11 protein-coding genes are annotated in these 19,859 nt (G+C 59.4%); 5 read left to right on the top strand and 6 right to left on the bottom strand.

Annotation, left to right across the window (positions count from 1 at the left end; translation table 11 throughout):
• Both mmsB and C4J84_RS21545 read left to right on the top strand, forming a co-directional pair.
• Positions 1 to 888 (top strand): 3-hydroxyisobutyrate dehydrogenase, encoded by an 888-nt coding sequence (mmsB, locus tag C4J84_RS21550; protein ID WP_124436071.1) that lies wholly within the window; start codon positions 1 to 3, stop codon positions 886 to 888.
• Positions 889 to 1,349: 461 nt separating this feature from the next.
• Positions 1,350 to 1,724, top strand: a complete 375-nt coding sequence (locus C4J84_RS21545; protein ID WP_256681419.1) for a C40 family peptidase — start codon at positions 1,350 to 1,352, stop codon at positions 1,722 to 1,724.
• Between the two features lie 45 nt (positions 1,725 to 1,769).
• Here the strand turns inward: C4J84_RS21545 and C4J84_RS21540 are convergent, their stop codons facing one another.
• The 4 genes from C4J84_RS21540 to C4J84_RS21525 form a co-directional block, all read right to left on the bottom strand.
• Positions 1,770 to 2,072: a hypothetical protein gene (locus C4J84_RS21540; RefSeq protein WP_124436070.1), complete on the bottom strand. Its 303-nt coding sequence runs from the start codon at positions 2,070 to 2,072 to the stop codon at positions 1,770 to 1,772.
• Positions 2,045 to 2,401: a hypothetical protein gene (locus C4J84_RS21535; protein ID WP_124371860.1), complete on the bottom strand. Its 357-nt coding sequence runs from the start codon at positions 2,399 to 2,401 to the stop codon at positions 2,045 to 2,047. Before C4J84_RS21535 ends, C4J84_RS21540 begins: the two co-directional genes overlap by 28 nt.
• Positions 2,398 to 2,793: a chemotaxis protein CheY gene (locus C4J84_RS21530; protein WP_124436069.1), complete on the bottom strand. Its 396-nt coding sequence runs from the start codon at positions 2,791 to 2,793 to the stop codon at positions 2,398 to 2,400. The genes C4J84_RS21535 and C4J84_RS21530 overlap by 4 nt, the downstream gene beginning before the upstream one ends.
• 126 nt (positions 2,794 to 2,919) lie before the next feature.
• Entirely contained in the window at positions 2,920 to 4,461 is a 1,542-nt protein-coding gene (locus tag C4J84_RS21525) for a catalase (RefSeq protein WP_124436068.1), read from the bottom strand.
• Positions 4,462 to 4,886: 425 nt separating this feature from the next.
• Between C4J84_RS21525 and C4J84_RS21520 the strand changes: the two genes are divergently transcribed.
• From C4J84_RS21520 to C4J84_RS21510, 3 genes are all read left to right on the top strand, one after another.
• Complete coding sequence (locus C4J84_RS21520) at positions 4,887 to 11,738, top strand: Ig-like domain-containing protein (protein WP_124436067.1); 6,852 nt, start codon at positions 4,887 to 4,889, stop codon at positions 11,736 to 11,738.
• Between the two features lie 123 nt (positions 11,739 to 11,861).
• Positions 11,862 to 12,785, top strand: coding sequence for an OmpA family protein (locus C4J84_RS21515; RefSeq protein ID WP_124436066.1), 924 nt, complete (start codon positions 11,862 to 11,864; stop codon positions 12,783 to 12,785).
• 289 nt (positions 12,786 to 13,074) lie between these two features.
• Positions 13,075 to 14,004 (top strand): OmpA family protein, encoded by a 930-nt coding sequence (locus C4J84_RS21510; RefSeq protein WP_164487819.1) that lies wholly within the window; start codon positions 13,075 to 13,077, stop codon positions 14,002 to 14,004.
• 290 nt (positions 14,005 to 14,294) lie between these two features.
• On the opposite strand, the gene C4J84_RS21505 is transcribed toward C4J84_RS21510, so the two are convergent.
• Positions 14,295 to 17,909: a transporter substrate-binding domain-containing protein gene (locus C4J84_RS21505; RefSeq protein WP_124436065.1), complete on the bottom strand. Its 3,615-nt coding sequence runs from the start codon at positions 17,907 to 17,909 to the stop codon at positions 14,295 to 14,297.
• 125 nt (positions 17,910 to 18,034) lie between these two features.
• Complete coding sequence (locus C4J84_RS21500; RefSeq protein ID WP_256681363.1) at positions 18,035 to 19,858, bottom strand: TolC family protein; 1,824 nt, start codon at positions 19,856 to 19,858, stop codon at positions 18,035 to 18,037.
• Between the last annotated feature and the right edge of the window lies 1 nt (position 19,859).

The raw sequence follows: 19,859 nt of genomic DNA, 5'->3' as shown, positions 1-19,859 counted from the left end.
ATGAAGATTGCATTTATCGGCCTGGGCAACATGGGCGCACCCATGGCCCGCAACCTGATCAAGGCCGGGCACGCGCTGAACCTGTTCGACCTGAACCAGACCGTGCTCAAGGAGCTGGCCGAATTGGGCGGCCGCATCAGCGACTCACCGCGTGACGCGGCCCAGGGCGCTGAACTGGTGATCACCATGCTGCCGGCCGCCGCGCATGTACGCAGCGTGTGGCTGAATGAAGACGGTGTGCTCGCCGGCATCGGCGAAGGCGTTCCCGCGGTGGACTGCAGCACCATCGACCCGCAGACCGCCCGCGATGTGGCTGCCGCCGCCGCCAGGCAAGGTGTGGTGATGGCCGACGCCCCGGTCTCCGGCGGCACCGGCGGGGCGCAAGCCGGCACGCTGACCTTCATGGTTGGCGCCACCCCCGGCCTGTTCGCCACCCTGCAACCGGTGCTGGCGCAAATGGGCCGCAACATCGTGCACTGCGGCGAAGTCGGCACCGGGCAAATCGCCAAGATCTGCAACAACCTGCTGCTGGGCATCAGCATGATCGGCGTCAGTGAAGCCATGGCCCTGGGCGACGCGCTCGGCATCGATACCCAGGTGCTGGCCGGCATCATCAACAGCTCCACCGGGCGCTGCTGGAGTTCGGACACCTACAACCCGTGGCCGGGCGTGATTGAGACGGCGCCGTCGTCGCGCGGCTATACCGGCGGTTTTGGCGCCGACCTGATGCTCAAGGACCTGGGCCTGGCCACTGAAGCAGCGCGGCAGGCCAAGCAACCCGTGATCCTGGGAGCCGTGGCCCAGCAGTTGTACCAGTCGATGAGCCAGCGTGGGGAAGGGGGCAAGGACTTCTCGGCGATTATCAACAGCTATCGCAAACCGCAATAGAGCGTTCTCCGGGGGCCTGCTATGCATGGGCTCCCGGTTTCTGCGGCTCAGCGAGCCTTCTGGCCTGTTGTCGGCGAATCGCTCAGGGCCATTGGGACAGCCCTGTCGCCATGAGTTCTAGTCAGGTTGCCAATACGCGTTCATACACGCTAAGTCACCATTGCAGCCGATAATGGGTGGGGTCCACGACAATATCCATTACTCCCGTTCGTCGATTCCTACACGCTTTTGGGTATGACTGAGACAAGTCTTATGTGATGGCCGTCTCCACCTGAATACTATTGCACCCCCAACCAACTTACCTCTATCTTTCGGTGCATAAAGTGTCAAAGTTTACATTAATGATTGTGTTCAGTTATTTGTTTTCGGACTATTTATTTGCTTCTACAAAACAAAATTCTTCCAGTAAGTCGACAGGCGCCAGCCAGGGTCAAAATGTTAATCCTGAATCGTCAGGCTATATGGAGAATCTTATCAATCGTGCTCACGAGTTGATTGGCGTTCCTTACCTGTGGGGCGGTAATTCGGTGAGTAAAGGCTTTGACTGCAGCGGATTGCTTGTTTATCTTTTTCGCAGTGAGGGCGGGATAAATATTCCCCGAACGACGTCCTCGATGCTCAGTTCAAAGGCTAAAACGGTTTATCGTGATGAACTGAAGTCCGGAGACGCTGTTTTCTTCAAACACAACAGCGGCAGCCGCATGAATCATGTGGGGGTTTATATTGGCGATAATCAATTTATTCATGCGCCCAGAACAGGGAAAAGCATTCGTATCGACTCGCTGAACAATAGCTACTGGAATAAAAGTTATTTCACCGCGAAGCGCTTTCATTGATTGCTATCAAATAGTTGCCTGTTCAGGCAAGACCGTCGGCCGGCATTATCCTGGCATCGAATAACCGGTCATGACCCTCCAAAAGTCCGTTCGCGGACTTTTTTTATAGCGGTATTTTTCTATACCCACGGCGCTGTTACCCGATGGCGGGTGGATAAAACCAGCCAAAAACCAGGCGATGATCTGCGCGTTTTCTTCGATGACCTCAAGCTGCCTGGATAGCTGAGCGGCCGTGGTTGTGACGCCCGCATCATTGATCCACCTCCCAAGGTCTTCAGTGGTGCTCTCCAGCGCTATGACGTTCATGTTCAGATGCTGAATCAGGGTGTGCAATAAATCGGTTTGCATTGCGTCTGTCTCTGTCGATTGATCAAACGCTCAGGTTTGCGCGTGGCTATTGCCTGTTCTGCAAGCGCAATTTTGTGCATGGCCAACTGCGACAGTCGGCTTACTTCAGGTGAGTCAATATCCGTGTTGGATAACAGGTCGGCCTTGATCAGCACGGCAAATGCTTCTCTGACCTCGCTGACGACTAATGTGAATGACTCAGGCTTGTTCTGAAGTTGTGTAAAAAGCTCACGGGCCTCTATGAGGTCAGGATGTGGCGTTGATTGAGCACATCCCGCCAGGCTCAAGACACAGGCGGTAAAGATGGGCAGGCAGATAGCATGACTCATTGGTCTGTAACGTCTGGGCGAGGCCCTTTGGCCCACGGCAGATGTTTCAGGCAAGCAAAGGGGGAGGGCGGATCGATCTCCGCCATGAAATGCTCGATGAGTTCAAGAGTAGGCGGGGAATGCGAGCGGTCATACAGCAGCGTAGGGGGGACCTTGTCGGTACTTTGTCGGGCCAGCCGTGGGAAAGGGGGGTTAATGTTCGAAGCCAGGGCTTTGTTGGCAATCAATACGTCAAAATAGTCGATGAGGCTGTGGTTCACGACGTGAAGGTCTTCGCTGCTTTGCAAGGCGAGAATCCGGTAGTAACCCAGCGTGTTCAGGCATTTCTCAATTTGGATCAACCGAGGCAGGCTGGTGTCCGCGATGAGTATTTTCAATTCCTTATCAGGCACGACGCCCCCTTTGTTCTGTGCTGTAGGTCACGCTTGCTTCCGTAGCCGCTGCCGACTCGGCAGCGGCTACGGAAGTAGAGGCGTTCGGGCTATGTATCGATGTCCAGGGGCATTGCTACCCAGGACTCAGTCGGTCAAGTCAGCAGCCAGCAACTGAACGCGAGCAAGGTCGCCGTTGACGATCTTGGCCACGCCAGTGCCGTATTCGGGATCAGCCTTGTACAAGAAGGACAGGATGTGGTGCTTGCTCTGGTCGTCCGCGCTGGCGAGTGAACCGCCGAAACTTTCGATCAGGTTCTGACGTTCTTTTTTGCTGAATGAGCGGTACAGATCGCCCGCCTGCTTGAAGTTCTGCTCACGCTGGATCTTGACCTGCTGAGTGTTGCCCGACAGCGGTAGCATGCTGTAGCGAGCGCTGGTCGGTTCTTCTCGCATAAGCGAGCGGCTTGGCTGGTAGTTGATGCCGGTGCTGCTGCTGGCGGCGTTCATTGCACCGTCCTGGTTGCCGTTGTTGACGGCTTTTTTCGGCGCGTTGATTGGCAACATCAGCGCATTGGCGCCCAAGCGATACATCTGGGTATCGGCATAGGAAAACAAACGTCCCTGCAACAGGCGATCTTCCGAAGGCTCAATGCCCGGGATCAGGTTGGATGGGGACATCGCTACTTGCTCGGTTTCCTGGAAGACGTTGGTCGGGTTACGGTTCAGGACCATTTGCCCGACTTTGCGCAGCGGTACGTCCGGCCAGACTTTGGTGGCGTCCAGCGGATCAAACTCGAAGTTACCCAGCTCCTGCGGCCTGATTACCTGGATATACAAATCCCACTTTGGAAAGTTGCCCTTGTTGATATGGCTGACCAGGTCCTGGGTCATATGGCTGTAATCGGCCCCCTGTACTTGGGCGACTTCTTTAGGCGATAAATTGCGCGTGCCTTGCAGGCTCTTCCAGTGGAACTTGACGTAGTTCACTTCGTCCTTGTCATTGACGAACTTGTAGGCATGTACGCCGTTGCCGTCCATTTCCCGGTAACTGGCCGGGATGCCCGCATTGGAATACAGCTCGGTCAATGTGCGGGTCGCTTCCGGTACATGAGAGAAGAAGTCGAAGCGGCGAGAGTCATCGTCAAGGTTGGTGCGTGGGTCGGGTTTGAATGCATGGACCATGTCCGGGAACTTGATGGCATCGCGGATGAAAAAGGTCGGGAAGTTATTGCCCACCAAGTCCCAATTGCCATCGGCGGTGTAGAACTTGGTGGCAAAACCGCGCGGGTCACGCAGGGTTTCGGGGGAGTGCGTGCCGTGTACCACAGACGAGAAGCGGACGAATACCGGAGTGACCGTGCCGGAGGTAAACAGCTTGGCCTTGGTCAGCACGCCGAGGCTGTCGGTGGCGGTAAAGGAACCATGGGCCCCGGTGCCACGGGCATGCACCACGCGCTCGGGAATGCGCTCGCGGTCGAAGCGCTGAAGCTTCTGGATCAATTGCACGTCCTGCAGCAGCACCGGGCCGTAGGCACCGGCGGTTTGCGAGTTCTGGTTATCACCGACGGTGGCGCCATTGTCACGAGTCAGGTCCGCGCCCTGGGCCGAGAAAGGCAGGGCGCTGGTGGCGAGTACGCACGCCAACCGCAGCGGGGTGAATACATTGAGGAGAAAGGGAGCCTTCATTCGGGATTCCTGGCTATTGATGAGAAAGCGACCCTCCAACCGACAGTGTGTTGCTGGGACAAGGGCTAGGCCGCGATACGTGGTAGAGCATTACCTTTTTAGGCTCACTCAGAACGCATCACCGTCAATGTAGGACTTGTCTCAATTTCCGATAATTGAGTGTTCATTTATTCCGCGGACAAAGGTGTGTACGTGAACTAAGACGTCCATCGTCGAGTTTGAAAAGTTGCCATGTGTAAGTCAGTAGTTGCCGTATTGCTCGTAGGATTATTCCGGGTTTTGGGACATGTCTCATATCGACAGCGTTCGCCGGTCGTCAACATTCGTCCTATTCCTGGGTGCCGCTTTCGAATGGGTGTGCATGGAAAATTCAGACGTGCCGAATTACCGGCACGGAGACTAACCTGACGAATGAAGGCATCACTTTGAACACAAACGCAGTGAACGTCGCCGTGGTGGACGGCAAAACAATTACCGAGTCGGTGGAGCTTCGCACCACCCAACAGGGCGCCCCTGTGCGCATCAAAGCGGTAAAGGATGGCAAGTACATTCTCGCTGAGGGCGGTGAAAAACCGGTTGCCCCCGAGAACCTGACCATCAAGCGCGTCGGCAACGACCTGCATGTGGCCACTGAAGGTACCGACCCCGACCATCCGCAACTGATCATCGAAGGCTTCTACGAGCATCCTGGCCAACTGGTCGGTGTGGCGGAAGACGGTGCCTACTACGAGTACATTTCGTCTGACGCTGAAAGCGATCACGCTGCTGCCTTCCTCGCCGATGGCGTTTCCTCCCCGCAAGTGCTGGGTTCCGAGGAACTGGTTGGTTTTGGCGAGGGCCTGGTTGCTGGTACTGGCCTCGGCTGGTTCTGGCCCGCTCTGCTGGGCCTGGGCGCGTTAGGTGTGCTGGGTGCGGCTTACAAGCTGACCCGCGACGATGACGACAACAAGCATCACGAAGAAGGCGGCAAGCCTGGCTTGGACACCCCTGTCATTGGCGGCGCCACTGACAACGTTGGCGCGGATCAAGGCCCGATCAAAAACGGCGGCGCGACCGACGACACCACGCCGACCTTCGGCGGCACCGGTACGCCGGGAAATATCATCATCATTAAAGACAACGGCAAGCCGATCGGCGAAGTTGAAGTCGACAAGGACGGCAACTGGGAATACACCCCCACCACGCCATTGCCTGAAGGCGAGCACTCGATCATCGTTGTCGAGAAGGACAAGGACGGTAACGTCAGCGATCCATCCGACGAATTCGATTTCATTATCGATATCACCGCGCCGGGCAAATCCGCCATTGACGCGATCACCGATGACTTCGGTGACCAGACCGGTGTCATCGCGAATAACGGTCTGACCGACGACAACACCCCGACCTTGAGCGGTACTGCCGAAGCCGGCGCCAAGCTGGAAGTGTTCGCCAACGGCGAAAAAATCGGCGAGACCGTGGTTGAAGAAGACGGCACCTGGTCATTCACCCCATCGCCAGCCTTGGCGGACGGTGAATACAGCTTTACCACCGTGGCCACGGATGCAGCCGGTAACGCTGGCCTGCCCTCCGACCCGTACATCGTAATCATCGATACCATCGCCCCGGTCAAGCCAGGCATCGGTACCGGTGGCATCGAAGAAGCCATCGACAACGTCGGCCCGATCACCGGCGACATCGGCAACGGCGGCGTGACCGACGACGGTACCCCGACCTTTGGCGGCGGTGGCCTGACTCCAGGCGATACCGTGACCATCATCGACGATGGTGTGGAAATCGGCGAAGTCATTGTTGGCGACGACGGTCGTTGGGAGTTCACTCCGGACCCAGCCCTGATTGAAGGCCCACACCCGATCACCGTGATCGTGACTGACCCGGCCGGCAACAAAAGTGAGCCGTCGGATCCGTACATCGTGATCATCGACACTACCGCACCCGTCAAACCAGGCGTGGGTACCGGTGGCATCGAAGAAGCCATCGACAACGTAGGCCCGATCACCGGCGACGTCGGCAACGGCGGCACCACCGACGACGGCACTCCGACTTTTGGCGGCGGCGGCCTGCAACCTGGCGACACCGTAACCATCATCGACGCAGGTGTGGAAATCGGCGAAGCCATCGTTGGCGAAGACGGTCGTTGGGAGTTCACTCCGGACCCAGCACTGATTGAAGGCCCACACCCAATCACTGTTATCGTGACCGACCCTGCCGGTAACGTCAGCGAGCCATCCGATCCGTACATCGTCATCGTTGACACCACTGCCCCGGTCAAGCCAGGCGCAGGTACCGGTGGCATCGAAGAAGCCATCGACAACGTAGGCCCGATCACCGGCGACGTCGGCAACGGCGGCACCACCGACGACGGCACCCCGACCTTTGGCGGCGGCGGCCTGCAACCTGGCGACACCGTTACCATCATCGACAACGGCGTAGAAATCGGCCAGGCCGAGGTTGACGAAGACGGCAAATGGGAATTCACCCCGGACCCAGCGCTGGCAGACGGTCCACACCCGATCACCGTGATCGTCACCGACCCGGCTGGCAACGCCAGCGAGCCGTCGGACCCGTACATCATCATCGTAGACACCACGGCCCCCGTGGCCCCAACCATCGACAGCGTGTTCGATGACCAGGGCACTTCCACCGGCAATATCCTGCCGGGCGACATCACCGACGATGCCCAGCCAGACATCAGCGGTCAGGCCGAGCCGAACACCACCGTCATCATCTATGACAATGGCGTGGAAATTGGTCGCGCGCCGGTCGGTACCGATGGTCGCTGGACGTTCACTCCGACTCCGCCGTTGCTCAACGGTCCGCATGACCTGAGCGCAAAGGCCGAGGACGCCGCTGGCAACATCAGCGATCCGTCCAACAGCGTTGACTTTGAATTGCTCACAGGTGGCGCACCACCCGCGCCAAGCATCACCGGCGTATTCGATGACATCGCTGATAACGTCGGCAATATCATGCCCGGCGAAAGCACCAACGACACCGAGCCACAGGTCAGCGGTACCGCTCAACCGAACGCCATCGTGACCCTGTTCGCCAATGGCGTGGCAGTGGGCAGCGTTCAGGCGGACTCACTGGGTAACTGGACCATCACCCCGTCTCCAGCGCTGATCCCAGGCCTTAACAACCTGACCGCCACCGCCAGCAACTCGGCCGGCAATACCAGCCCGCCGACCGGCAACTACCCGATCACCGTGGACACCACCGCGCCTGTGGCGGCGGATGCCAGCCTGCTGGAAGATAACGTCGGCGCCGTGGTTGGCCCGATCACTGACGGCAGCACCACCGACGACAGCACCCCGACCTACAGCGGTACTGCCGAGCCGAACACCACCCTGATCATTTACGACAACGGTGTGGAAATCGGCCGTGTACCGGTCGATGGCGCAGGTAACTGGACCTACACCCCGGCCCCTGCGTTGGCTGACGGTCCGCATAGCTTCAGCACTGTGGTCGTGGACGCTGCGGGTAACCGTAGCCCGGAAAGCACGCCGCTCGACTTCACCGTCGATACCTCGGCCGTGGCTATCAGCATCGAGCAAGCGACGGATAACGTCGGCCCGGTCCAGGATCCACTGGCCAGCGGCAGCGTCACCGATGACAGCACCCCGACCCTGAATGGCCAAGCCACCGCAGGCGGCACCGTCAACATCTACCTCGATGGCGTATTGCTGGCGAGCGGTGTACCGGTCAACGGCGCAGGTCGTTGGGAATACACCGTTGCACCCGCTCTGCCGGAAGGCAGCTATGCCTTTACCGCTACTGTTGTCACCGCCGCCGGTGGCGAAAGCGCACCGACTGCTGATTTCAACCTGGACATCGACCTGACGCCTTCGGCGGCGCCGACCATTGAAGACGTGCGTGATGACGTCGGTTCGGTCCAGGGTTCGTTGCTCGATGGCGCCACCACCGATGACACCACGCCGACCCTGTCGGGCCGCGGTGAAGCGGGCGACACCATCATTGTGCGCAACAACGGCATTGAAATTGATCGCGTCACCGTTCAACCGGATGGCACCTGGAGCTTCACGCCGAACCCGCCGCTCAACAATGGCTCGACCAACGAGTTTGATGTGATTGCGCAGGATCCGGCCGGTAACCAGAGCGCGCCGTCCGATTCGTGGACCGTGATCATCGACACCGTGGCCCCCGTGGCCCCGACCATCGACAGCGTGTTCGATGACCAGGGCACTTCCACCGGCAATATCCTGCCGGGCGACATCACCGACGATGCCCAGCCAGACATCAGCGGTCAGGCCGAGCCAAACACCACCGTCGTCATCTATGACAATGGCCTCGAAATCGGTCGCGCGCCGGTCGGTACCGATGGTCGCTGGACGTTCACTCCGACTCCGCCACTGCTCAACGGTCCACATGACCTGAGCGCAAGGGCCGAAGACGCCGCTGGCAACATCAGCGATCCGTCCAACAGCGTCGATTTCGAGCTTATTGCAGGCGGTACGCCACCCGCGCCAAGCATCACCGGCGTGTTCGATGACGTCGCCGATGTGGTTGGCAACATCATGCCCGGTCAAAGCACCAATGATACCGAGCCACAAGTCAGCGGTACGGCTGAGCCGTTCTCCACCGTGACCCTGTTCGCCAATGGCGTGGCAGTCGGTAGCATTGACGCCGATGCGATGGGCAACTGGACCATCACCCCGGTACCAGCACTGACCCCAGGCCTTAACAACCTGACCGCCACCGCCACCAACGCCGCCGGCAATGTCAGCCCGCCAACCGGTGATTACCCGATCACCGTGGATGTCACTCCGCCTGCGGCGGCAGATGCCAGCCAACTGGAAGATAACGTCGGCGCCATCGTCGGCCCGATCGCCAGCGGTAGCACCACCGATGACAGCACCCCGACCTACAGCGGTACTGCCGAGCCGAACACCACCCTGATCATTTACGACAACGGTGTGGAAATCGGCCGTGTACCGGTCGATGGCGCAGGTGACTGGACCTACACCCCGGCCCCTGCCCTGGCTGACGGTCCGCACAGCTTCAGCACTGTGGTCGTGGACGCTGCGGGTAACCGTAGCCCGCAAAGCACGCCGATCGACTTCACCGTCGATACCTCGGCCGTGGCTATCAGCATCGAGCAAGCGACGGATAACGTCGGCCCGGTCCAGGATCCACTGGCCAGCGGCAGCGTCACCGATGACACCACACCGACATTGAATGGCCAGGCCACCCCAGGTTCGACCGTCAATATCTACCTGGACGGTAATCTGCTGGCAACCGGTGTGCCGGTCAACGGCGCAGGTCGTTGGGAATACACCGTTGCACCCGCTCTGCCAGAGGGCAGCTATGCCTTTACCGCTACCGTTGTGACCGCCGCCGGTGGCGAAAGCGCACCGACTGCTGATTTCAACCTGGACATCGACCTGACGCCTTCGGCGCCGCCGACTATTGATGATGTGACGGATGATGTGGGCACCATCCAGGGGTCGTTGCCTGATGGTTCCACCACCGATGACACCACGCCGACGCTGTCGGGCCGTGGTGAAGCGGGCGACACCATCATTGTGCGCAACAACGGCGTTGAAATTGATCGCGTCACTGTTCAACCGGATGGTTCCTGGAGCTACACGCCTAACCCACCGCTGAACAATGGCTCGACCAACGAGTTCGATGTGATTGCGCAGGATCAGGCCGGTAACCAGAGCGCGCCGTCTGATTCGTGGACGGTGATTATTGATACCGAAGCGCCTACTACCTCGGCGATTGTCGAGAGCATGAGCAAGGACAGCGGTGCCGACAGTGGCGATTTCGTCACTAACGACGGCAGCGCTGGGCGTTTGATTCAGGGTTCGTTGACTGCGGCTTTGGTTGCGGGTGAGACGGTGCAGATCTCCACCGACGGTGGGGCTACCTGGCTTGATGTGTTGATGAATGCTGATGGTAGCTGGAGCTTCCTTGATCAGAACAGCCACACCGGGGACTGGACCATCCATACTCGGGTTTTGGATGCAGCAGGCAATGCCAATACCGTCGCTCAGGCTGTGACATTGGATACTTCGATTGTGACTCTTGACTTGATCGAATGGGATGGTGCGGATATCACTGTAAGCTTTGACGGAAGTACTCTGGCGGTAGGAGATAGTATTCACCTTATAGTCGACGGGCGAATCGTTCAGCATGAACTGACCCAGCCGGAAATTGATGGAGGGAGCGCGATTATTACTGGACCGGTAGGTACAAGTGGCAATCCGACCTCTATTCAAGGTGCATTGGTCGATGCTGCCGGAAACGTGTCGGAGTATCGAAGTGCTTCCAAGAGCGTGACCTACGATATTGCACAAGACTTCAACGGCGTACCGGCACAAGCGCTGCCAACTGGTACAAGGGTCAGTCTTAATGGGTTCGATGTGGTTTCTGTTGCTGTTGGGACGGGCTTTTCTCAGCAAATAGGTATAACAACCGATTCTGTTTCTGATCGTCCTACCACTAATGCGCTTGAAATCACCGGAACGGTACGATTGGAGCTGACCGGTCAACCAGCAAACGTTGTTTCCTTCAATGTCGGTGATTTGACCAACAATGCTATGTTTACCGCCATATTCCACAATGCAGCTGGTGATGAGGTTTACCGTGCGCATTTGACAGTCGCGGGAGGGACTCGTGGAACTGTTACCACTGAATTGCCTTATGGCGAGGAGTTCTCCTCCGTCACACTGACAATAGGCGGGGCGGATCAGTACATATGGGTGGACGATATCAACTTTGGTCGATTCGACTACACAGATTCTGGTGGTGTATCGGGTCCAGAAACTAATCAAAGCATCATCGAAGCTGCAGGGTACTTCGGTGGCAACGCGGACAACATCTTTTCAATTGCTGATGTCGGGTTACTTAACAATGTTGACAGCATCATCAATGGCGGCGGCTCCGTCGATACATTGCGAATTACCGGTGCCGGCCAACTTCTTGATCTCAACTCTATTGCGGGAAAACTTGAATCGATCGAAATCATCGACCTCACCGGCACCGGCAACAACACCCTGAACCTCAACCTGGGCGATGTTCTGGAATTGGGCGAATCTTCGCTCTTCACCGAAGACGAGTCCGTCCAGATGATGATCAAAGGCAACGCCGGCGACGTCGTCAACCTCGACGACCTGTTGGCCGACGGTACCGACCCGGGTGATTGGGCAGGTCAAGGCCAGGTGATTGTGGAAGGCGTGACGTACAACGTGTTCCAACACTCCTCACTCGATGCCCAGTTGCTGGTGCAGGACGGGGTAACCACCAACCTGGTGTAAACGCGAACACCGTGCGCAGGCCTGGCCTGCGTACGGCTTGCGTTGCCAAACGGTTGGCCTGGCCAGCCTCAACTCATTCAATAGCTGCGGGCGCCTGCGGGTGCCCACGGTGGAGTCATGATCATGTTTAAACGTATAAACATCTTTAACGTCGCAGTACTGAGTGTGGCCCTGGCCAGTGCCCAGTTCGCCACGGCCGAGGAGTTCAAGCCCGGCGTTGTGTCGAGCAAGGTCTTCGGCACTCAATACACCCCCGTGGCACCGGTTTCCGAGCGTCAGGTGCAAGTGGTGTATTACCGCGCCAATGGCATGGGCACCCAGCAGGGCGCCGCCCATGTGTATGTGGACCGCGAGTTTCACGCCGGCCTGTTGCCGGGTGGCTTCAGCAGCTTTTGCGTCGCGCCGGGCAATCACAGCCTGGGCGCCTACGTAAAAGACGCGCCGCAGTACAAAGGCAAGAGCACCGACGTGTTCTCGGCCAACCTGGAAGGCGGCAAGACCTACTTCCTGCAAGTACGCGAAGACGGCTACGGCGCGCCGCAAGCCGTGACTCGCGTAGAAGCCGAACGTGCGCTGATGGGGATGCGCAAGCAAGTCCAGGCGCTGTCCCGCGCTTCGACCGTGCAGGCCTGTGACTACCTGCCGATGCCGGTGCAAGCGCAGTACAAGGACTACGCCTTGTCCGGTGACGTGCTGTTTGCCTTCGGCAAATCCGGTACCCAGGACATTACGTTCAAGGGCCGCGAAGCCATTCGCCAACTGGTCACTCAGTTGAAGCAGGAAAACGCCAACCTGGACCGTGTTGAAGTGGTCGGCCATACCGATGCTATCGGCTCCACCGCCTCCAACTACACCCTGGGCCTCAAGCGTGCACAGACCGTGCGCAGCCTGTTGCTCGACGGCGGCTTGCGCGCCTCGTCGGTCACCGCCAGCAGTGCCGGTTCCGATCAGCCAGTGAGCAACGCGTGCAACGGCTCGCGTTCCGAGCAGATCGCCTGCTACGCCGTTGACCGTCGTGTGGTGGTGCGGGTCGATACGCGCAACTGATACACACACCTGATACTCCCAGGCAGATTCCCCTCTCCTGGTTTTAACCCGATGCACGGATGGCGTCGGGTTTTTTTTGCCTGCTCAAAGGCCGCTGTTGAAAATCCCTCCTACAGGGACGGGGTAATCATCTGGCCTGTTTGGGCGTTTCTGAGACGTGTCTTATAGCTGCACAAGGTGCGCCGTCGGATAATTCCGACTCAAACGGTTGGTCCTCAACACCAGCCCCATTCTGTTTTTTTTCCCAGGGCCCGATGTTGGCGTTGGCGATGGAACCACGATGACACTCATGCGAAACACAACACTGGCGGGCCTGCTGACAGGCGCCACCTTACTGGCAAGCTATCCCGCATTGGCGCAGGAGCCCAAGGCCGGTCAAGTGGCGGGGCGGGTGTTCTATGCCGCTTATATACCGCCGCCGCCGGTGGCGGTGGACCAGACGCAGGTGGTGTATTACCGCAGCAAGGACGGCGTGCAACGCGCCGGTGCCGCCCATGTGTATATCGACCGGGAGTTCCACACCGGCCTGCTGCCCGGCGGCTTCACCAGCTTCTGCCTGGCCCCCGGCAGCCATACGCTGGGTGCTTACCTGAACGATGCGCCGACCTACAAAGGAAAAACCACGGACCTGTACCTGGCCAACCTGGAAGGCGGGCGCACCTACTACCTGAAAGTGCGTGAAGACGGCGGTACCTTCCCGATGCCGTTGAACCGCGAAGAGGCCGAGCGCGAGCTGAAGGCCACGCGTTCACAGATGCATGCGTTGTCGCGTGCCACCAACGTCGAGGCCTGTCGCTATTACGAGTATTTGAAGGACGATGAGCGCTTCAAGCACTACACCTTGGCCAGCGATGTGCTGTTTGCCCATGGCAAGTCCGACTACCGCGATATCAGCACGGCGGGGCGCACTGCCATCGAGCGTTTGCTGGGTGAGTTGCAGCGCGATGAAGCGCAAATCAAACAGGTCCGGGTGACGGGCCATACCGACCCGTTCGGCACCGCCAGCGACAACCAACTGCTGGGCGAGCGACGAGCCCATACCGTGCGCCAGATGCTGGTGGACGGTGGCATGGCCGAGTCGATCCTCAGTACCGACAGCGCCGGCAGCCGCGAACCGGTGGTACATACCTGCTACGGACCACGGCTGGAACAGATCAATTGCTATGCCCCGAACCGCCGCGTGGCGATTCGCGTGGAGCTTGACCGCGCCGAGCCATGAGTCAGCCCCCGCAGGGGCTTCATCGCGCTTGTTGGCGTGGCTTGTTTGGCGGATTGGCATCCGCTACGAACCCGCTCTCAAGAAGCATCGCTTCTTGATTTACCGTCGTACTTGAACCCCAGGTACGACGGTTTTTTTTACTTTGAATTTACCCCTGACTCAATGCCGGGCTGAATCAAAAGCGCCTGAAGACCGCACGCTGATGTCTGTAGCCTCCGGGGGCCGCTACGTCGGAATGCCGCCCAGCCCCATCTCGGCCTCCTGCCTCGCCAGAGGCTACAAGACGCAGGTCAAAGACTGGCCAGCAATTGTTCTTCCAGTACCTGCATGGCGCTCAAGATCCGCTTGACCTGTTGATCGCAGGCCGGCGCATCACACAGAGTTGCCGATGCCTCCAGCGCCACGCAGGCATCAACCATCTCCACGGCATGGGCCATGTGCGCACCACCCTTGATTTTGTGGGCCAGGCTGACCATTTTTTCGAATTCGTTATCGAGCCTGAGCTGTTCAAGTCGAGCGCCATCGGCCCCGTTGGTGGTAATGAACTCGTTGACCAGGGACGCATAGGCCTCGGGCGCCAGGGCTTTGAGCTTCTGCAGCTCGCTGCCCTTGACGCGGGAGGCATTCTCCCGGCGTTCGACCTCGGCCGAGACGTTGCCGATATGCTGGGTCAGGGCTTCGATGCCCAGGGGTTTGAACAGGCATTGGGTCATGCCAGCGTCCAGGCAGTCCTGGATGATGTGCGACTGGGCGTGGGCGGTAAGGCCGAAGACTGGATGGGCGCCGAGCGCGCGGGATTGTTCGCTCTCGCGCATCTGCCGGGTCAGTTCATAGCCGTCCATATGAGGCATGTTGCAGTCGGTGATGGTCAGGTCGAAGGGCGGCTGGGCCTGTTTCCACTCGGCCAACGCGGTCTCGCCGTTGTCGCAGGCCACGGCGCGATGGCCCAGGTATTCGATTTGCTGGCAAAGCAACAGGCGATTAGGCGCATGGTCTTCCACCACCAGAATCTTCAGGCTGCGGCCCGTTTGAGTCGGGGCCGCCATGGGGACGAGGGCGGGCGCCAGAGCTGATCGCTCAGCCGTGAACCGAAGCTGGAAGCACGAACCCTTACCGGGTTGGCTGTCAACGCTCAGCCGGGCATCGATCAGTGTCGCCACGCGGGTACAGATGCTCAAGCCCAAGCCGGTACTGCGCCCACTGATGGTATCGGCGGGCGCCACTTGAACGAAGGGCTCGAAGATCGCCTTTTTCTGCTGCTCGTTCAACCCACATCCTGAGTCACGCACCTCGATCAGGTAGCTGCCAAAACCTGTCGCGGCATCGTCGGGCAGCTGTTTCAAGGACAGCTCGACAAAGCCTTGTTGGGTGAACTTGATGGCGTTGCTGATCAGGTTCGCGACGATCTGGTCCAGCATCAGCGTGTCGATGATCACCTGCTGATCACGGGCCTCCAGCAGCAGGTCGAAGCGCAGCCCTTTATTGTGCGCGTTGACCTGGAACAGCTTGTGAATGGAGCGCAGCTGTTCGCCGAGTTGGGTCGGGCGCGGGGACGGCTGCATGGCGCCGGCCTCGATTTTCGACAGGTCCAGAATGTCGCCGATCAACGACAGCAACGACTGCGCCGATTGATGCGCCACGGTGAGGTTTTCATCGATCTGTTGCGGGGTGCCACCGCGCACGCGAAGCATCTCGATCAACCCGATCAGCGCGCTGATGGGCGTGCGAATTTCATGGCTCATGCTTGCCAGGAAAATCGATTTGGAATCGTTGGCCTCATCAGCGGCCTCCAGAGCCTGCTGCAACTGTTGCGTCAATTGTTCACGTTCGCTGATGTCCAGCCAGCCGCCGATCACCCCCGAAAACTCTCCCGCGCTGCTCTGGTAGGGCAGGGTCCAGTGATAGATCCGGTGTTGGCGGCCTTTGACGTCGATTTCCAGGTCCGCAAATGTCGGTTCACCGTGACGTTCGGTGTCCTGATAGAGTTTTTGGTACTGGCGACTCAACTGCGGTGAGATGACGCCGGCGTCGAGCAGGGTCTTGCCGATCACCTCTTCCGGCGTCGTCTGTAAAAACTCCAGATAGGCGCGATTGCAGTGAGCCAGCCGTCCGGCCTTGTCTCGTACATACAGGGCGATGGGGGAACCGTCGATCAGGGTTTTGCTGAAGGCCAACTGGTCACTGAGGGCCAATTCGGCACTCCGCCGTTTCTTGATCTGGATCTGCAGGTAGTAGTTCCACACCAGAAACGCGAGGACGAAGGCGATGGCCACACCGACGACTTTATAAACGTCGTCCTTATAGGTATTCCATGAACTGGAGACCGCTGGGGCCGCATGATTGCGCCAGCGGTCGCTCAAGGTCTTGAGCTCCTCGGGAGGAATGCCCAGCAGCACCTTGTTGATGATGCTTTTCAGAGGAAGGTCGTCGGCACTGACTGCCATCGAAACCCGTGCCGGAGTGGGGCCGATCACGGCAGCAATCTTAAGATCCTGCTGGAAATGGTGCTTGATAAAGTAGTCGGCACCGAAGCGGGTATGCACGCTGGCATCGACGTCACCGTCAGACAGCAGTTCAATGCCGCGCACCGCCGTGGGGACCGGAATCTGGATGATTTCAGGGTGGTACCGAGCCAGCCATTGCGACAGTGGGTTGCCGGTAGCCACGGCCAGGCGTTTGCCCTTGAGGTCTTCAAGGCCTTTAATCTGCCCCCCTGAGCGGCTTACTGCGACAAAGGGGCTTATCAGATAGGGCCGTGTGTATTGCTCGGGGGAAAGTCGTAAATCGCCAATGCTCACGGCGGCGATAAGCTCCGCCTGGCCTTCCTCCAGTTGCTTGATCATGTTGGGGAGGCTGTTGCCGCCAATAATTTCAAACTCCAGCCCGGTACGCTGGCTGACGATTTTCAACAAATCCGCCCCCAGGCCCTGGAGTCGGTCCTGATCATCGAAAAACGTCAGGGGCGCGTAGGAGCCGGCCACCAGCACCTTGACCTTGCGATGGGCTGCGAGCCAGGCCGTTTGCTCGGCATCCAGGTTCAGCGGCGGTTGCTCGACCACGAAGTTATTGCTCAGCCCCCAGCGCGTGGTGATCCGCATCATGTCGGCGGGGGAGATGGCGTCCAGTGCGCTGTTGATGGCGGCCAGTAGCTGGGGTTGGCGGTCGCTGACGGCGAAGTTGATATCGGCGGAGGTGGAGAGGGCGTCGCCGGAAATATACACATCATTGCTGTAGAGCAACCTGATCAGGAATTCGGCCGTGATGGCGTCGGTCCAGAACGCATCGGCCTGGTCATAGACCAGCGAGGCAAGGCTGTTGAGATGGTTGGAATACTGAATCAGGGTCGCGTTCGGGTACTGCTTGTGTAAAAGCGCGCCGACCGTATCGTCGCCCACGTAAGCCAGGCGCTGTCCACTCAGGTCCGCCGAGGGCAGCTGGGTTTCGCCTATATGCCGGACAATCACCTTGCGGTTCAACAAGTAAGGCCTGGACTGGGTAATTGCGCCGTCCTGGCCTTCACTGACGTCATGCAGCGCCACCATGTCGACCTGGCCTTGCTCAAGCGCCTCCCTGGCCTTGGCCCGGGTCGCGTAACGCCAGATTTTCATGCGCAGCCCGGTGGCCTCGCGCACCACGTTCAGGTAGTCGGCCGTGACGCCTTCGAATTGATCTTGCTCGAACCCCATGTGCAAGGGGGGTAACGCGCCGCTCCAGATCGCCACATTGACCAGGGGGTCGGTAGCCAGCCAGGCTTTGGTGTGTGGATCAAACTCCACATGAGGGGCAGTGAGCGGGGCGTTGACCAATAACTCCACGAGCGCGGGAGGCCGCGCCTGTGCATTCACCGAAAACAATAAAACCAGGAGCACCGACCAGCAGGCGACGGAAAAATCAGGCGTTTTCAAAGCATCTGTTCCCTTGAGGCATTGATAGCCAAGCCCGCAGAGGGTGCGCGTCACCCTCAGGCATGGTTCTGGCACATTCCATGCCGGCTGCTATTTGTTTGGCTGACGCCGTCGGGACACGGCGATCAACTCCCGGTGCGCAACCATCGGGCCAATGTACCAGCTCCCGCATATTGACGCAGGATGGACTGGTAGCCGTCAAAGCGATTGGTGATCTCGCTGACCTGATTGCTGTAGTGCTCGTTTTCGGCGCTGAGCACATCGAGCAAGGTGCGCTTGCCCAGGTGGTGCCACTGCTGGAAAAAGTCTTCGCGAATCCGCCCCGACTCGTTTGTCAGTTCACGGTACAGCTCCGAGCGTTCAAGCATGGTGCGTGCATCGTGGTCGGCGGTGCGGATACGGAACTCCAGGTCACGGCGTTGTTGATCGACTTCATAGCGACTGGCATCGGCGCGTTGCAACGCGGCGCGTTCGGCGGCGCGGGTCGAGCCACCACGGAAGGCGCCCCAGGTCACCGACAAGTTGGTTTGCCAGGGTTGTTCGCGGCCCAGGGTGTCTTCGGCGGTGCTTTTGCTGATGACCCAGTTCAACTGCGGCAACCCGCCGGCACGCACGGCTTTGGCTTGCAGTTCGGCGGACTCCGTTTCGGCGGTGGCCTTGCGGATGGTCGGGTGTTCCTTGGCGTCGTTCAGCAGCAAGTCGAGGTTGGCCAGGCGAATGTTCCATTCCGTCGTGCGCGGGATGGCTACCGGGCGGTCGCCCACCAGTTTGCGCAGGGTGATTTCGGCATCCTTGGCCTTGGCATTGGCCGAGTCACGCAAGGCTTGTGCCTGCAGCATACGGGCCTTGGCCTGGGTCAACTCGCTGGAGCGGCCTCTGTCGACGGCGACGATACCGGCGAGCATTTTGACCAGCTCATTCATGCGGTCGGCAAATTGCTGGCTGAGGTCGACAATGATCCGCTGTTTGCCCAACTCGATCATGGTGGTGACCACTTCATAGCCCAGGGTTTCCTTTTCCGACTCCAGGCTTTCATCGGCGGCGTGGGACAGGCGTTTACGGCTGTCGATCGAGTGCCGGATGCGCCCCCAGTCGTACACGGGTGTGGTGACGGCCAGGTTGATGCCGCCGCTGCCGGTCTCGGCATCGGAGCCTTTGCCGAAATTGACCGGTGAGGTCTGGGTGCCAATGTCGACTTGTGGCCAGCGTTGGCCTTCGGCTTCGGCGATATCTTCTTCAGCGGCCTGTTGTTCGGCCTTGGCACGGAAAATCGTCGGCGCACGCTCGATGGCGGCTTCCACGGCGCGATTGAATACGGCACGAAGCTCGGCTTCGGAAGGGCCGGAAATGTAAGTGCCCTCGCCACGCCGGGCGGCCAGGCGTGGTGGCAATGCGGCCAATGAGAGGGCCGAGACACTGTGGACTTGCTGTTCGGCCTCACGTATTGCCCTCGACGCCGGGGGGGCGGCGTTTACGGCAGGTTTGCCCGCATAGGCAGGCGCGACCGGCGCGGAAGTGGACGCCGGGCGTGGGAGCGCAATCGTGCGGTCGGCGGTGGCTGCGGAAGCGGGCTCGAAGGTGAGCACGTCGTTGGCCTTTCGCCCAGCGGGTGCCGCTGCGGCAGGTCGTGCCGGTTTGGCGTCGGCCGTCATCGGCTTGAACTCAAGCGTCCCCCGTGCGGCCGGCGTAGACACGGGGGCCGGCGCTGGATTGAACGAGGCGAGCTCGCTGTCGCGGCGATTGACGGTAGCGCTGCGTTGCGGTGCCGTCACGGGCGCCGCTGCGGGTTTTTTTTCTAACGGCGCCGCCGGCTTCTGCGGTGCGACCGGCATAAACGTCAGCAACTCTTCGGCTATGGCTTGTTGAGCGATCACGCCACCGAACAGGCAGCACGACACTAACCAGGCGGCCGGGGTCAATCGAAAACGGCGTTGCTTGGAAACAGTCATG

It is taken from the genome of Pseudomonas sp. R11-23-07, from assembly GCF_003852295.1.
Classification (GTDB): Bacteria; Pseudomonadota; Gammaproteobacteria; order Pseudomonadales; family Pseudomonadaceae; genus Aquipseudomonas.
The sequence above is the reverse complement of the archived record's forward strand: the minus strand, read 5'-3'. Positions and strand labels throughout refer to the sequence as shown.

Excerpts from the sequence above, each read along its gene's own strand:
- C4J84_RS21515 (WP_124436066.1), top strand. The coding sequence starts at position 11,862 with ATGTTTAAACGTATAAACATCTTTAACGTCGCAGTACTGAGTGTGGCC.
- C4J84_RS21545 (WP_256681419.1), top strand. The coding sequence starts at position 1,350 with ATGGAGAATCTTATCAATCGTGCTCACGAGTTGATTGGCGTTCCTTAC.
- C4J84_RS21525 (WP_124436068.1), bottom strand. The coding sequence starts at position 4,461 with ATGAAGGCTCCCTTTCTCCTCAATGTATTCACCCCGCTGCGGTTGGCG.
- mmsB (WP_124436071.1), top strand. The coding sequence starts at position 1 with ATGAAGATTGCATTTATCGGCCTGGGCAACATGGGCGCACCCATGGCC.
- C4J84_RS21510 (WP_164487819.1), top strand. The coding sequence starts at position 13,075 with ATGCGAAACACAACACTGGCGGGCCTGCTGACAGGCGCCACCTTACTG.
- C4J84_RS21535 (WP_124371860.1), bottom strand. The coding sequence starts at position 2,401 with ATGAGTCATGCTATCTGCCTGCCCATCTTTACCGCCTGTGTCTTGAGC.
- C4J84_RS21500 (WP_256681363.1), bottom strand. The coding sequence starts at position 19,858 with ATGACTGTTTCCAAGCAACGCCGTTTTCGATTGACCCCGGCCGCCTGG.
- C4J84_RS21540 (WP_124436070.1), bottom strand. The coding sequence starts at position 2,072 with ATGCAAACCGATTTATTGCACACCCTGATTCAGCATCTGAACATGAAC.